This window comes from Methanofollis sp. (genome assembly GCF_028702905.1).
Taxonomy (GTDB): Archaea; Halobacteriota; Methanomicrobia; order Methanomicrobiales; family Methanofollaceae; genus Methanofollis.
Genome location: NZ_JAQVNX010000008.1, coordinates 12876 through 28219 on the forward strand (window position 1 = coordinate 12876; position 15344 = coordinate 28219).

The window sequence follows — 15344 nt, forward strand, 5'->3', positions numbered from 1 at the left end:
ATTACATTAAACAAGACTCTTTTATTTCTCGAACATTCAATCTGTGACCAAAATAGAAAAATAGAAATTATGCTGTATGTCCGACCCTCAGGCAGGGAGGGGCGAGGGCCATCCCTCGCCACGACCCTCTGAGAATCGAGTGATCATATAGTCCATGAACTCGCGGGCAAGGTCGGGGTGGGAGGCAGAGTTCGGGACCGTCGCCGCATAGACGATGGGGTTGCCTATCCGCTCGCTCCCAATGGAACCGAAACGCTGAAAACCGAGTTTGACGACGGCCTTCTCATAGTCGCCTGCATATGCTGCAGAGCCGAGGTCGATCTCGGGCGGCAGGGTGACGTACTTCAGGCCGTGTCCCTCCGCCACGCTCAGGTACTCGAAGGCATAGTCCACCCCCCCGGTTTCGACGAGGGAGAGGAGGAAGATGCTGCCGTCGCGTATCCTGACCTTCCCTGTCTCCTGCTTGAGCACCTCGGGAAGGGTGATGGACGTGACGCCGCCCTTTTCTTCCACCGTCACATTCGGCCTGAGGTGATCGCCGAGGACGGCGTCGAAGAGGCCGTCGTCCCGGTAATATCTCTCTGCCAGGGTCGTCACCATCAGTGCCCTGTAGCCTGCGGCATCGAGCATCGGGTTCGAGATCCCGACGACGACGTCAGGCCTCGAAAGCACTTCATGCCAGTTCTCGGTGGTGATCTCGTCTGCATACCTGCTCTGGTCCGTGTATGCGACGACCATCTGGTTGGTCGCAAAGGGGGTATACGTGTCTGTGTAGTTCCCTTCCCTATCCACCATCGTTCGGTACATCATGTCAGGGATGAGGGCCTGATCTGCGACCACCACCACATCGATGGGACGGTGGAGGTCAGTCACCTGCCTGATGCACTGGATGGAGCCGTGCCCCTCAATCTGGACGTCCACACCAGGGTGGGACGCCTCAAAACCGGCCTCTATCTCTTCCATAGGGAGAAGAAGACTCCCGGCCGGGACGACCTTCAGGGTTGTAGGGGTGTCGTCACCACCGGTGCACCCGGCCGCAAGGACAAACACCGCCGCAAGAGCGAGGAGAATGAGGGGGGTGCCCCTCATGAACGTTTCACCTCGATCCGGTCCACCCACTTCACCCAGGCGCTCCCCTCGGTGATAGTGTTTGGTTCACCGGTGCCGACCACGATCCGCAAGGGACCGCCGTCTCCATCAGGGATCGCTGTTCCATTGAACTCGTAGGCGAGGACCAAGGTAAGAGTAGGTGAGGATTTCTCTTTGAGGTTCTGGTCAAAGGTCACAAAACCCTTCCCGGCCATCTGCTCGTCATCGAAGACCCAGTAGTAGCCGTCAGGGGCTGTGATTCCGACCTGATCGCCTTCTCCAGACCCGCCAACGAGATCGACCAGTGTTGTAAGGGTTACGCCCTTGACATTGTATGGCCCGTACTTGATCCCAACCGTGGAGACCGCATAGCCATAGCCTTCCCAGGCGGGGAGGTTTTTAATCTCAGAGAAGGAGAGTACCTTTTCATTGGTGCCGTCAGAAACTGTGAGGTTCCAGGATATATCCTCAACAGCCTGAACGGCGGGATCAGTAGTTCCAGTGGTCCCGATACACCCGCAGGCGGCTACAGCGCAGATGAGGGCAAAGACAGCCAGGAACCAAACGAAACGAGTCTTCATCCCCGCATCCTCCTTGCAAAGACGGCAGCACCAAGCCCTGCCAGGAGTCCGAAGAGCGGCCCCGGACTCTGGACGGTCTGTGTGGCCGTCGGGATCTCTGTTGTCTCGACCGCGGCAGATCCCTGGAGTGACTTGACCGGGACATTCTTCGCTCCACTATACCCGCCCTCATAGACCCGTACCTCGTCGATCCACTTTACCGTATAGCCTGAAGTCGAGGGATAGAGGTCATCGAAGAGGTGGAGGCGCTCAGGTGGGAAGCACTCGCGCATATCCTGGTTGCCAAAGACATGCTTGCCCTCCGGGTTAGTGGAGTTGTCGGCAAAGAGGACCAGGCGCATCCCAACATGATAGTCCGGCGGATAGCCGACGCCCTGCCGCTCGCCGACAGCCGCGTCTTCGCCATTGTACCAGCAAACACCAATCGGCCCCTGGCGCGGCTCGGGTTCATAGACATTCTTGTATCCGAACTCGATGTGATATCCGTCACCTGCCTTGACCATCACCTCGTCGCCGGGTTGCATGCCGCCGACAAGGTCACAGAGGTCGGCAACGTTCGTCCCCTTCACCGCGCCGCGGTCCTTGAAGTTCGTGGTCTCGTTCCTGTCCCACTGGGCCTCCTTGTCCTCGGAGAAGACCGGGCCCTGGTGGTAGTAGTGGGTCGTGCCGTCGCCGAGGACAGGGAGGTTCGCCTCCATCCACCGGTAGTCGACGGTCGTCTCATTGAGCACCGTGGTGCCGTCGTCCGCAAACTTTACCACATGCACCGAGGTCGTCGGTGCGGCCTGCGCCCCTGCGATACATGCGCAGAGGAGCAGGAGCAGAAATACACTCTTTGTTACGTTCATAAAATCACCTTTCTTTTTTCATCCACAGGGCGACCATACCGGCCGCTGCACATGCACAGAAGGGAGAGAGAGGCGCCTGTGCAGCGTTCTCCCTCTCTGTCTTCGGCGTCATTTCAATCGTCTCGAAAGTGCTATTCCGGGGGTAGAGGCTCACAACCTCCCTGTTATCCCCGGAGATCCTGGCAACAGGCACCGTGGAGACTGTCACCCTCTCTCCGTCCACACTGACCCGCAGGTACGCGAGGGTGTGGTCGAGGCCGTTTTCAAAACCCTGGGCCTTTTTTTCGGCAAGAGGGAAGAGTTCCTCCCCGCCGCACGGGATCACGAAGTACGGCGTCCCGTTGACCGCATAGCGTTCATAGGCATGGACATGCCCGTTGAAGACCGCCGTTACGTTGTAGCGGTCGAAGAGAGGCGCCCATTCCCTCTGCAGGACGCGGTCGCCGCCCCAGTGACGTTCATTGGACGAGAAGACCGGGTGGTGGAAGGCGACGAAGGTCGGGCCCGAAGACCGGGCGAGGTCGGCCTCCAGCCAGGCGGTCTCCTCGTCGATCCGTCCCTTTGCCCAGTCGTTCGAGTCCAGGACGACGACATGCGCGTCGCCCCATTCGTAGGAGTACCACTCCGGGACGCCGAAGGCGTCATAGTAAGGCGTCCTGTTCCCCTCGTGGTTGCCGAGGGCGGGTACCAGAGTGGTGTTCGCAAGCATCCCCTTCGCCGCCGCGAAATACTCGTCCCATTCGGCGAGGTCGTTCCCGAAGGTGACGAAGTCGCCGCAGTGGATGACAAAGGAGAGGTTCTCCTCCTCCGCAATCCTGTCGGCAACAAGCCTGTGCCTCTCCATCTGGGAGAAGAGGGGGACCTGCCCCCTCGTGTCACTGTACACCGCAAAGGTGAACGGCCCGGAACCGGCGGTCATGAACCGGCAGTCCTGACTCCTGGCATCCCCTGCGGTGACGGCATAGAGGTACGTCGTCCCGGCCGTGAGATCTGTCAGCCGCACATGGTGGAGGGTTACACCAGAGGGGTCTGCAATCGTGTGCGCATACTCTCCGGCCTTTGCGAACTCCTCGGCCGTCGCATAGGCGACCGTTCCGTCAGACGGTTCCGCGGTCTTCCAGGAAACAACGGCCGTCGTCCCGTCGGTGCCGGTGACGTACGGCCCCCAGAGAAATGGGGCATTTCCAGCGGCAACGGCTGACGGGAGGACCATGAGAAGAATAAAGAGAAGAGGAAGGAAAAGTCCGCCCCTCTTCATCTCCTGAGCCTGACCTTGCACTCTGTCACCTCCCCGGGCCTGACCAGCACGTCATCGACGGTCCTCGAGTCCGAGCGGCCGACGACCTTGACCGAGTAGACGCCGATGTCCATGCCGGTGAAGAGATGGGGCGTCACCTCCCCGGTGTTCTGGCCGTAGAGATAGATCTTCGCTCCGTCGGGCGTGCTGTTCACGTACAGGGAACCGCTGGCATAGGACGCAAGCATGAACTTCACATCCACCTTTTCGCTCCCCTTCGGGACGAGGACCACATCCTCCTTCGGGAGGTAGCCCGGTTTGGCGAGCATGACCCGATGGCGCCCCGGCGAGACATTCTCCACGGTGTAGGGAGTTGCACGCCCGGTGTCGAAACCGTCCACGAAAATTTCGGCACCCTGCGGGGTAGAGTCAACCCGGAGAGAGGTCAGGCCGTCGGTCACGGGCTGGAGTGTCAGGGTGCTCCCGTCCTCGGCAAAGTTGGAGATCGGGACAGAAATATAGGACCCGTTCCTGCTGAATGATACAAAGGAGTTCAGACCGCCGAACTTAATCGTCGCCGGCACCTTCTTGCCGGTATAGTAGCCGTTGACAGAACAGGGTGCCCCCTTATACGCGGGGACATCAACGGTGAGGGTCTTCTGTATCGCATTCTCGCTCCGGTCAAAACGTACAGGGACGACGACGCCCGGAGAGACACAGACCTCCTTCGTGTCGACGGCATAGGAGGCTTTCGCCTTCTTCACCTTCACGCGGTGGAGGCCTTCCTTGAGGCCGTTAACCACCTGCGGGGTCTGTACATCGATCTTTTTGTTGTCGATGTAGATGTCTGCCCCATCGTCGCTCGCCTCCACATAGATGCCGCCCGAACGGGAGTCCATCCCCTGGACGGCGGCAAGGGTGAGGCAGAGGGGGTCGACATGGAGGTTCGGGTTGCAGGGTTCGAGGGAGACAGCGACATCGGTGTCCTCATCGAGGTCGAAGGCGGTCTCGTAGGGGCGGTAGTTCTCCAGTTCGATCCTGAGGATGTGGTCTCCTGTCGGCAGGTCAGAGAGACTGGCAGGGGTGATCAGACCGGTGTATACCCCGTCCTGGAAGACCTGCGCACCAGCGGGGTGTGTGATGACGGTGACCGTAGCGTGAGTCGCTGAAGGCGTCATCAGAGGAGCGGGAGTCTGGGTCGGGACGTCAGTTTTCTCTCCCGTCCCGGCCGGTGCCGGGATCTTTTCATCCCCTCCGATGCCGAACCACCCGGCGATCATCGCCCATATTCCGGAAAAGAGATCTCCGGAAGTTTCGGTCTCTGTCACTGGAACACTGGTTACTTCAACGGTTGTGGTCGTCTCTGTCGGCGGCACCGTCGCGGTCGTGACCGGGAGGGCCCGGACAGGCATCCGGGTCACGGCAAGGAGGACGATCCTGTTCTCAATGTAGTCGCCGGGATCGCCGGTCGGGATACTTGCGATCTCGACTTTATTCCCTGCATCCCTGAGATAGGGAGTCGCATCGGCCCTGCCGATGCTGACGGCGTCCTCCCCTCCGGATAGGAGGTTGGTCCACTCCCCGCCATTGAGGACGACGCGGTTTGTGAATGTGTCATTCCCTGCCGCACCTGTGCTGACGACACTGAGAGCAACGACTGTCCGGTCGTCCCGCTGCCCTATCGGATCGGTGAAATCGGCGGTGGTGCAGGCGTCGTCTTCTGAAACCCCCGATGCGGGGTCTGCCTGGATGACATCGGCACCCTCGGCAATCCACCAGGAAGTGCGGTTGCCCGAGGTATCGGGAAGCGGTACGACGAGGACGCCACCAGAAAGGGTGAGCGAGCTCTTATCCTCTCCTGTATTCCTGACATGGAGAGTATGATTCGCCGACGGAAGCGTCTTCAGGGCATAGCGCCAGGTCTCGACTGCCGGGTTGCGTCCCTTCGCGTCGTCGGTATAATATGCCTCGGCCCTGAGGCCCATGTTCCCCAGGGAGACTTCAAGGTCGGTACCGTCTTCAGACGGACTACCCGTGTTGTTTGTCCCGAAGAGATAGAGGCGCACACCGGAGGTCTTACCTATGCCGGTCGTGTTCAGGAAGATGGTGCAGGAATCACCGCTCTCCAGGGTGCAGAAACCTCCTTCAGAGGTGATGACCTGCACCGTGCCGTTCACCGTGCCTTTGTCGGTGACTGAGAGGGCCGAACCCGTGAATCCAGTGGGCTTGCTTGTGCCATCGCCGCCAGACCCTCCCGATCCCCCGGAAGATGCAGGTTCATCGCTGTGGATGGTAATCTTGTTAACCACCTGAACAGAGTTGCCGCTCGCTGAGGGGTACTTGTTGTTGTAGTAATACCAGTATTCTTCATCCCAGGACTCGTGCATGTCCCAGTTGCCCCAGACATGCATACCCTGCTCGTTTGTCGTCTCGCCGAAGAAGTAGAGGCGCATACCTTCCCGGAATTTTTCATCCACGTAACCGGTGTCCTTGCCATGGTACCAGGCGATCACCATCGGTCCCTGCCGGGGATTGGGGGTGTAAATGTACTTCGCCGGCCACTTTTTGGATAAACCGTCATAGGCTTTGATCTCGACGAGGTCCTCCGGTTCGGCCCCGCCGACAAGGTTGCAGAGGTCCTTCACGTCGGTGCCCATGAACTCTCCGTGGTCCTTGTAGACCAGATTCACGTCCTCGGTCGGGTTCCAGCCGTCATATTGCTCGCCTGGATGAACCTCCTTCCACGCGTCCTCAAAGACAGGTCCCTGGTTGTAGTAGGTCGTCTCGCCATCACCGAGGACCGGGAGGTTATCCTTCATCCACTGCCAGGTGACCGTCTTCTGGTCAAGGACGGTCGTGTCGTCACTCGCCAGTTTGGTAATCGTCACTTCCGTCGTTGCGGCCGAGACCGGCACTGCGACCACCGCCACCATGAAGAGGAGAACGGCAAGGAGAAGGAGGGATTTTTTTTCCGTCATATATGTTGTTAGAGTCACGGCAGATCTTCATCTCCTGAGGGCGCATACGGCGGCGAGGGCCGCAAGGACCACGGCAATTCCGAGGGGTGCCTGCGTAGCGGGTACTTTCTCCTTGCCTGCTGCACTGTTATGCGTATAGATCTCAAGGTTGCTCACCTGCTTGACAGAGAGACCGCTCGTCGACGGCCATTTTCCGCTGTAGAGATGCCACTCGTCCTCGGGCAGGGTCTCCTTCATATCGTTGTCCCCGAAGACATGCCGGCCCCACGGATTCGTCGAGGCGTCGGCAAAGAAGATCAGGCGGATGCCGTCATAGTACTCAGGGACATAGCCCGAGCCCTGCGGGTCGCCGGTGACGGAGTCCTCGCCGACATACCAGGCAAGGCCTATCGTGCCCTTCCGCGGGTCGTCGCCATAGACGGTTGCGTAGGAGAAATTCTTGTAGAACCCGTCCTCTGCCTTCACCCGGAGGGTGTCGTCGGGTCCCATGCCGCCGACAAGGTCGCAGAGGGCCCTGACGGCGGTGCCCTTCACAGCACCATAGTCCCTGCTCTCCACGTTCTGGTACTCGGCAGGATCCCACAGGTCAGACTCATTGAAGGTCGGTCCCTGGTGGTAGTAGTGGGTCTTACCATCGCCGAGGACGGGAAGGTTCGTCTCCATCCAGGTATAGTTCACCGTCGTCTCGGTGAGGACGGTCGTGCCGTCAGGGGCATACCTGACGATATGGACGTCGGTCGTCGCCACCGCCGGCAGGACAAGAAGGCAGACGGCGAGGATGATGATCGACACAATGCTATGGTTTTTCATGTTTTTCACCCAGAGTGTAAAAAGGAGAATATCACCTTCTCCGGAGGAGGAGAAGGGCGCCGAGGGCGATGAAGGGCAGGGCCCAGAAGACCGGCGACTTCTGTGGGGTCGTTGGAGCAGTCGTTGTTGTTGTCTCGACCGCCGGAGTCGTGACCTCTCCCACCGGTGCCTGCGCATCGTCGGGGGTCACTGCCGCACCTTTCTCCGCGGTGATGGCAAAGAAGGAGAAGCCCGGGGACCGGGCCGAATAGTATGCCTTCCCGTCCTTTTCCTCGACGAAGGTCGTCTCCAGACGGATCCACTCTCCGTTCACGTACCGGAGGAGGGTCACGTCGCCGGCCGAAACGCCCTGGGCCTTCAGCCACGCGGCGTCAACGGCAAACTCGATGGTAACTCCTTCGATCGCCGACGGGTCGGTCTTGTAAAGTGTGACCTCCTGGATCTCGTAGACCGCACCCTCTGGTGCCGGGGCGCCCTTCGGCAGGCTTGCCTTCTTCACCGTAAAGAGGAAGTGTTCGATCCGGTCATAGGCGCTGACCGTGATCGTTGAGAACGCGGTCTCGGTCACGGAGAAGGACTTCGATTCACCTGCCGGGATGGAGCCGGAAATGGCCGATATCGCCGCTGTACCGCCAGAGGATGAGGAGCGGTATTGAGGTGAAACCGTCGGGGTTGGGGTTGGAGTGCCGCCGACCGCGAAGTACGAGAAGCCCGGCGTCGTCGCTGCGAAGTAGGCGGAACCGCCGCGGCTCTCCAGGTAGGTCGTCGGAAGCTGCTGCCAGACGCCGTCGTGGTACCGCATGAGCCTCACGTCCTTTGCTGCGATACCCTGTGCAGAGAGCCAGGAGAGCGGGACGGAGAAGGTGACCTCGGCCTCGCCGAGGGAGTCCTGGGACTGGGGGTACAGGACATGGATGAGCTGGTAGACCTGATACTCGGGTTTCGGGACGTCTTGCGGGAGGGTGTTTACTGCAGAGACGGCAAACTGACCGCCGTTGATGTCACCCTTCGCCTTCAGGGTGAGGTTCGAGAAGGTGCAGTTCTCGACGGTAAAGTTCTTCTTCGTGCCTGCCGGGATGGTGCCGATCTGCTGGACAGCATCGCCCATACCCGGCGGGATGAACGCTATCCGCACAACACCCTTCGTCGATGTGCCTATGGCGGTTCCGACAAGTCTGAGCGGCCAGCTGCTGTCCTCGGGTTGGATGTGCCTGCCGTCAAGAGAGTTGGCGAGGATGTAGTTGGTGTCATCATAGCGGCTCAGGTTCCTGGAGTCGATGGTCGTCTCGGTACCGTCCGAGGCTACGATGTGGATGGTGTAGCCCTCGGCCGTCATTGCATCGTTGAAGGCCCGGCCGGTGTGCTCGTTGTCGTCGTCCACCCAGCCAATGACACGCCAGAGGGGCATGCCCTGCCAGACACGGCCTTTGTCGTCCTTATACTCAGCCCGATGGGTCGCTTCACATGCGACACCTTCCTCGAAGTAGTGCTTGCTCATCGAGGCGGAGATGGTGCCTTCAAGGGAGAGGGTCCAGTCCTTCTCAAGGGGGACTATCTTGATGGTGGCGACGTTCCGTGCCGATAGGCCGCCTGCAGAGGGGTATTTTATGCCACTATCGAAGTAGAAGTGGTGGTACTGCGAGGCAAAGGAGACCCTCATGTCTTCGTTGCCGAAGACCTTGTCGGGGGTGATGAAGAACAGCCTGTAGCCGTCACCATAGTCCGGCACATAGCCGTCGCCCTTCATGTACCATGCAAGGACAGCGGTGCCCTGCCGGTCAAGGGGGGCATAGACGTTGGTGTAGTTCATCTTGGTCTGGTAACCGTCGACCGCCTCAAGGGTGATCTCGGTGCCGGTTTCCATGCCGCCGACGAGGTCACAGAGGTCCTTGAGGGACGTACCCTTCACGGCGCCGTAGACCTTGCCAGGATTGGCGTTCTTGTTCTCTTCTGGGTTCCAGAGGTCGTCCGGGTCGAAGGTCGGGCCTTGGAAGCGGTAGACTGTCTCGCCGTCGCCGTAGACCTTGAGGTTCTCCTGCATCCAGGTGTAGTTAAGGGTCTTCTCGGCGACGATGGTCGTGCCGTCCGCGCCGTACTTGATGATGTGGAGGTCAGGGATCTTGGTCGGTTTCTGGAACTCGGTCAGTTCGATCCTGGCGATGCTGCCGACGCTGTTGCTGCCTGAGACAGCAGGACCGACAAGCCGCAGGGGCCAGGGTGCCTTGCTCCCGTCCTTCGGGAGAGCGGTGCCGTTGAGTGTGTTTGCAATGATATACCCATTGTTCCGGGCGATGTCCTTGCTGGAGAACTCCTTGGAGTAGCCGTCCCCGGCTGTGACGATCACCGTATAGCCGGCCGTCGCCGCACCGTCGTTGAAGCCGTTCGATCCATGGGGGATGCGGTCATCGACCCAGCCGCAGAGGTCCCAGAGCGGGAGGCCGGACCAGCGTTCACCGGTCTCCGGATTGGTCCAGGTAGCCGTGTGATGCGAACAGGCGACTGCCTGCTCGAAGAATTCCTCGGTGGCGATGTAATCGATCTTCCCCTTCAGTTCGAGGTTCCAGGAGCCCTCAGGCGCCGGGCCGGGGATGAGGTCGACAAGGTCGATTTCCACGACATTCTTCAGGCCTTTACCAGCAGAATCACCAACGAGCCTGAGCGGATATGATGAATCTGTATCGGCAATCGGCGTACTGTTCAGTCTGTCGGCAAGGATGTAGTCGCTGCTCCTGTTGATCTGCTTGCTGCCGAGAGAGATTGTTGTCCCGTCACCGGAGACGATCTTCACTGTGTAGTTAGTTGCGGCAAGTTTGTCATCGTAGGTCCAGTGATTGGTGGTCTCGATGTTGTCGGAGACGCCGACGAGGAACCAGAGGGGCACACCGCTCCAGACACGGCCCTTGCCGTCAGTATACTCGACACCACCGTGACAGCCTGCTTCTTCAAATTCTGCCTGGGTGATGGTGTCGTTGATGGCACCGCAGACCTTCAGGGTCCAGCCCTGATCAGGTTCTGGGAGGCCGACGAGTTCGATGGAGGCGATGGCGCCGACAAGTTGTCCGGCGTCGGCTTCGGAGCCCTTGATCTGGAGAGGCCAGCAGGGCTTTTTCTTCTCACCGATCGTTGCGGGGAGTGTCTCACCATTGAGGGTGTTTGCAACGATGAAACCGCTGCTGCGGGCCATCTCGGAACTCGGGATGTTGATCGAGTAACCGTCCTTCGAGGTGACCTTCACCGAGTAGCCTTTGGCTGCAAGGGCGTCGTTGAAGGTGTAGTGGCCGCCGGTCTCCTCATCGTCGACCATGGCGACGAGCATCCAGAGGGGCATGCCGGCCCAGACGTCACCGGTTTTTGAGTCAGTCCAGGTAGCCGTGTGATCTTTTGTTTTACAGGCAAGGGTCTCCTCGAAGTAAGCCTTCGTGACCGTCTGCGTCGTCTTCCCCTTCAGGGAGAGGGTCCAGTCGCCGGGTGCGGGGGGGGCGCCGCCGACAACGATGTTGACGACAGTTGTAGCATTCTCAGGAGTGACCGGTTTCTTCTTTTCGTTGGGACCATAGTAGTAGGTCACCACATCGCCGTCTTTGAGAGGATAGATGTGGAGACCCTGCTCCTCGTACTTCTCCCAGTCATCCAGTGCTATGTCATTCACATAGCATGACCACCGCAATCCACTGCCATATCCGTAGGCATCAATACTATCTAGACTCAGTTTCCCGCTCTTTTCAATGACCGAATAGAGGAAACCCTGAGCCTTCGAAACTGCATCGAGAGCACCGAAAGGCGTGAAATTGCCTACCTCGCGGGGTGTTCCACCGGCGGGAGTGAGAGTAAACGTCCCTTCTGACAGTTTCATCCCGCCATTGAAGAGGACTGTCTTGCCGACAAATGAAGGGACAACGGTGACGCTGGCCGTACCCTCTACACTGCCGCTCTTTGCGGTGACAGTCGTCGTGCCCGCGGCGTGTGCAGTGAAGTATCCGGTCTCGTTCACGCTTCCAACAGATGGGTTGCTGCTCGACCACTCAAAGGTGACATCGGTCATCGCCTGGCCTTTCTGGTCGAGTTCGGCGGCGGTGAACTGCCTGGCCTGCTCGGTCTCCAGGGTTTCACTGGCTGGAGTTACTGTTATTGTCGTCAGGACTGGGGTATCAGGCCGGGCAAGTTCGATCTTCGAGATCTGCTCGACTGCCCGCTGCGTGGTGTCCACACCAGTCCCCTGCAGGTAGAGGGGGAAGAAGACGCGGTCGATGTACGTGCTCTGGTTGATCTCAATGCCATTGAACCTGTTCCCGAGGACATAGGTCTTTTTGCCGTCTGTCACTTCGGTGGAGTAGAAGGTTGAGGTGTAATCGACTCCTTTCTTCTTGCCGTAGACCGTAATCGTGTAATTCTCCGCAGCGAGAGTTGCATTCACGGTCTTGGGATCGTTGTCGTCGACCAGGCCGATGACAGCGGAGAGATTGGTGCCCTCAAGGAGGCCGTACTTGTCGTGATGGAAAGAGGCCGGGTGTGCTGCGGCGAGAGCGAGGAACTCGCCCCTGGTGAGGGTGCGGTCTGTCGAGCCGTTGAGGGAGATCGACCAATCTGCGGGGGCAGGTTCATCGCTGAGGATGGTGATCTTGTTAACCACCTGAACAGAGTTGCCGCTCGCTGAGGGGTACTTGTTGTTGTAGTAATACCAGTATTTTTCATCCCAGGACTCGTGCATGTCCCAGTTGCCCCAGACATGCATACCCTGCTCGTTTGTCGTCTCGCCGAAGAAGTAGAGGCGCATACCTTTCCGGAATTTTTCATCCACGTAACCAGTGTCCTTGCCATGGTACCAGGCGATCACCATCGGTCCCTGCCGGGGATTGGGGGTGTAAATGTACTTCGCCGGCCACTTTTTGGATAAACCGTCATAGGCTTTGATCTCGACGAGGTCCTCCGGTTTGGCACCGCCGACAAGGTTGCAGAGGTCCTTCACGTCGGTGCCCATGAACTCTCCGTGGTCCTTGTAGACCAGATTCACGTCCTCGGTCGGGTTCCAGCCATCATAGGGTTCACCGGGATGAACCTCCTTCCATGCATCTTCGAAGACAGGACCCTGGGTATAGTAGATCGTCTCGCCATCACCGAGGACCGGGAGGTTATCCTTCATCCACTGCCAGGTGACCGTCTTCTGGTCAAGGACGGTCGTGTCGTCACTCGCCAGTTTGGTAACCGTCACTTCTGTCGTTGCCGCAGCCGCGGGTGCGATGAGCATCCCGGCGACAAAAAAGATCAGAAGCGTCATTATTGCGAATCTGGTATCTGTTCTCACACTTTCACCTCATTGTCCGGAGGGGGATCCCCCATTCACGATGTAGACATGTATCAGTCCTTTTTTGATATGAAAAACATTACCCTGCCACAATTAGTTAATTTAACTAAATTAACAAGGCCGTAAAATCCGCAATTTTGTCGAGATTTTAGAAAGTAAAGATAAAAATGGTGAGATTATGAAAACAGGGAGGAGCGATCATTCACCCCCTCCCACAATAATTATCCTCTCCTGATGAAGAGGGCGATCAGGCCTGCAAGGAGGGGCACGACCAGACCGACCGGCGACTGCTGCGGTGCGGTGGTCGCAGGCACAGCCGTCGTTTCGGAGACAACGGCACTGTTTCCGGCCTTCCCCCCGATCACAAAGAGAGAGATCCTGTCGACCTGTGCCGTAAACTCGACAGCCCCGTCCCTCTCCTCCTCGACAACAGTCGGGAAGGCCTGCCATTCTCCGCTGACCCGGCGCATCAGCGCGACGTCCTCCGCCTTCAGGCCATGGTCGGCGATCCATGCGGAGGGGACACGGAAGGTGAGGGCAAGAGATGCGGGTTCGGCGTTCGCGCCTTCGAGCCTGAGCTTCAGGTAGCGGTAGACCTCTCCCTCAGGCGGCGCACCGCCGGCCGTCTCCGCGTCCTCCACCGTCACCAGGAAGGGAGAACGCTGTTCGGGGAGGGTCACCGAGACACGGGAGACCACCGGGTTGTCGATGAGGAAAGCCTTCGTCATCATAGGTACCGACCCCGACTCCGCACCGGCGTCGGCGCTGACAGGCGTGCCGCGGGTGGCAACCAGGACGGCAAGACGGTTCACCAGGACACCGCCGTCCCCGGCATTCTTCTGCGCACGGACAGCGACGATGTTCTCGCGGGGGAGGAGGGAGCGGGCGGCGTCGAGGTCGGCCCGCAGCACAGAAACGTTCCGGCCGAATGCACCGGGCCACTCCTGATCGTTGAGGCCGACCCTGGCGACTCCGTCGATCCATGCCTGCGGGGCGGTGCCGACGACGTACAGCCTCGCCGCACCGACGTGGTCGAGGTCGAGACGCTCGTCGAAGACCATCTTCGTCACGGCGTCCTCTTCATAGACCCCTGCATCGCCGTCGATGGCGACGGCGTCGCAGCCTTCCACGACCTGCCAGAGGACCTCGGGGAGGGCCTGGTCCTCGCGCACGACAAGGAGGGCACCACCATCAAGAGTGCAGACAGCACCCGGCGTACCGGTGTTCCTGACTTCGACGGAGACGCCGCCTTCAGGCAGGCGGTCCATGTCGAAGGCATAGGTAGCGGTGACCGGGGCATCCTTCCCGCCCTCGCGGTCGGTGGCTGTGCGGTCGGGAGAGACCGACCGTCCATTGATTGTGACGGTCAGGGCAGGTTCGATCCCTCTGTCATTCTGTTTCGACCCATCCACGAAGAGGTAGAGGGTCGCCTTTTTCACGGTCCCGGTATCTGCCGGAGGAATGAGGGACAGTGTTGCGCTCTCTCCCCCGTAGAGGATGACGGGGGCACCGTTGGTCGTCACAAGGGCCACATGACCCTTTATCTCTCCGCTTTCCTGCGTGGCAAACTCCGAACCCGATAAACCGGAAGAGGTACCTGTACCCGACGAATCACCACCGCTGCCCTGTGCCACGTCGCCCCCCTGCGGCGCCGTCCCGATGACCGCGTAGCCGCTCGAACCCTCACCGACGATCCGGTTTGTCCAGGATATACCCCGGCCCTGGTTGGACTGGTTGCACCAGCCATAAGAATTGAAAGCCGCAAAGGTTTCGAGGTTCTCGAATTCGTACTCGATCTTCACGGCACCCAGATCCTTCAGGCCATCGATCTGGGAATTTTTGCCAATATTACCGACATTGAGGTCGATATAGACGGTATGGAATGGGTTCGAACCATCGGAGACGTCCTGACCATAGTAGATGGGATATGCCCCGGGCAGATTGTTCCCGGCAGGCTTCCAGGTCTGTGGGCTGTACTTGAAGTTGTCCTTCGTGATCGTTCCCTCATAGGCCCCATCGACGTACTCGATCTGATCCGCTGTGGGTGGCATGTTCAACACCGGCGTCGGGGTCCACCTGTATCCACTCGCCCTGATATGGAGGGCGAAATCGTCAGGAATGACGCCATTGACGGCGACCATGAGGATCATGTCGTCAAAGAAACCGCGACCGCCTGTTTCTGAGAGATAGAAGACACCTGACTGTTCTTCAGTTGTCGTTACCTGCCCATAGGGCTCGGACTCGGGATCGGTTGTGACATGGAGGGCGTTGAGCCCGCCGCCTTCGAACTTGAAGAACTTGGTCATCCCATCTGAGAGGATGAGGTCAAAATTGCTGGTGCCGGGCATCGTGATCCCGCCGACGTCGTCGGCAACCGCGGGGGCGATGCAGACGGCAGCCAGAAGCATGGCCAGAGCCAGAAACACATGTCGTGATTTTATTCCCTGATTCATGATAATCTCCTTTAGGTCATGGTATCAAGCAGAAACGAAGGTTATA

8 protein-coding genes are annotated in these 15344 nt (G+C 59.2%); all 8 read right to left on the bottom strand.

The annotated features are described in order from the left end of the window. Positions 1-87: 87 nt before the first annotated feature. The gene (gene wtpA, locus PHP59_RS02090) at positions 88-1089 is read right to left on the bottom strand and encodes a tungstate ABC transporter substrate-binding protein WtpA (protein ID WP_300162861.1); all 1002 of its coding nucleotides are present in this window, start codon (positions 1087-1089) and stop codon (positions 88-90) included. Beyond that, on the bottom strand, positions 1086-1670 hold the full coding sequence (locus PHP59_RS02095) for a molybdopterin-dependent oxidoreductase (RefSeq protein WP_300162863.1): 585 nt from the start codon (positions 1668-1670) through the stop codon (positions 1086-1088). Before PHP59_RS02095 ends, wtpA begins: the two co-directional genes overlap by 4 nt. After that, complete coding sequence (locus PHP59_RS02100; RefSeq protein WP_300162865.1) at positions 1667-2518, bottom strand: argininosuccinate synthase; 852 nt, start codon at positions 2516-2518, stop codon at positions 1667-1669. The genes PHP59_RS02095 and PHP59_RS02100 overlap by 4 nt, the downstream gene beginning before the upstream one ends. Before the next feature lie 4 nt (positions 2519-2522). Further along, complete coding sequence (locus tag PHP59_RS02105; protein WP_300162868.1) at positions 2523-3797, bottom strand: metallophosphoesterase family protein; 1275 nt, start codon at positions 3795-3797, stop codon at positions 2523-2525. After that, positions 3773-6733, bottom strand: coding sequence for a PEGA domain-containing protein (locus PHP59_RS02110; RefSeq protein WP_300162870.1), 2961 nt, complete (start codon positions 6731-6733; stop codon positions 3773-3775). The genes PHP59_RS02105 and PHP59_RS02110 overlap by 25 nt, the downstream gene beginning before the upstream one ends. 27 nt (positions 6734-6760) lie before the next feature. Beyond that, a complete protein-coding gene (locus tag PHP59_RS02115) occupies positions 6761-7543 on the bottom strand; it encodes an argininosuccinate synthase (RefSeq protein WP_300162873.1) in 783 nt (260 codons plus the stop codon). Positions 7544-7574: 31 nt separating this feature from the next. Beyond that, on the bottom strand, positions 7575-12818 hold the full coding sequence (locus PHP59_RS02120; protein ID WP_300162877.1) for a PGF-pre-PGF domain-containing protein: 5244 nt from the start codon (positions 12816-12818) through the stop codon (positions 7575-7577). A 248-nt stretch (positions 12819-13066) separates the two neighbouring features. Beyond that, positions 13067-15253, bottom strand: a complete 2187-nt coding sequence (locus tag PHP59_RS02125) for a DUF3344 domain-containing protein (protein WP_300162880.1) — start codon at positions 15251-15253, stop codon at positions 13067-13069. Positions 15254-15344 lie beyond the last annotated feature (91 nt).

Excerpts from the sequence above, each read along its gene's own strand:
- wtpA (WP_300162861.1), bottom strand. The coding sequence starts at position 1,089 with ATGAGGGGCACCCCCCTCATTCTCCTCGCTCTTGCGGCGGTGTTTGTC.
- PHP59_RS02095 (WP_300162863.1), bottom strand. The coding sequence starts at position 1,670 with ATGAAGACTCGTTTCGTTTGGTTCCTGGCTGTCTTTGCCCTCATCTGC.
- PHP59_RS02100 (WP_300162865.1), bottom strand. The coding sequence starts at position 2,518 with ATGAACGTAACAAAGAGTGTATTTCTGCTCCTGCTCCTCTGCGCATGT.
- PHP59_RS02110 (WP_300162870.1), bottom strand. The coding sequence starts at position 6,733 with ATGACGGAAAAAAAATCCCTCCTTCTCCTTGCCGTTCTCCTCTTCATG.
- PHP59_RS02115 (WP_300162873.1), bottom strand. The coding sequence starts at position 7,543 with ATGAAAAACCATAGCATTGTGTCGATCATCATCCTCGCCGTCTGCCTT.
- PHP59_RS02120 (WP_300162877.1), bottom strand. The coding sequence starts at position 12,818 with ATGACGCTTCTGATCTTTTTTGTCGCCGGGATGCTCATCGCACCCGCG.
- PHP59_RS02125 (WP_300162880.1), bottom strand. The coding sequence starts at position 15,253 with ATGCTTCTGGCTGCCGTCTGCATCGCCCCCGCGGTTGCCGACGACGTC.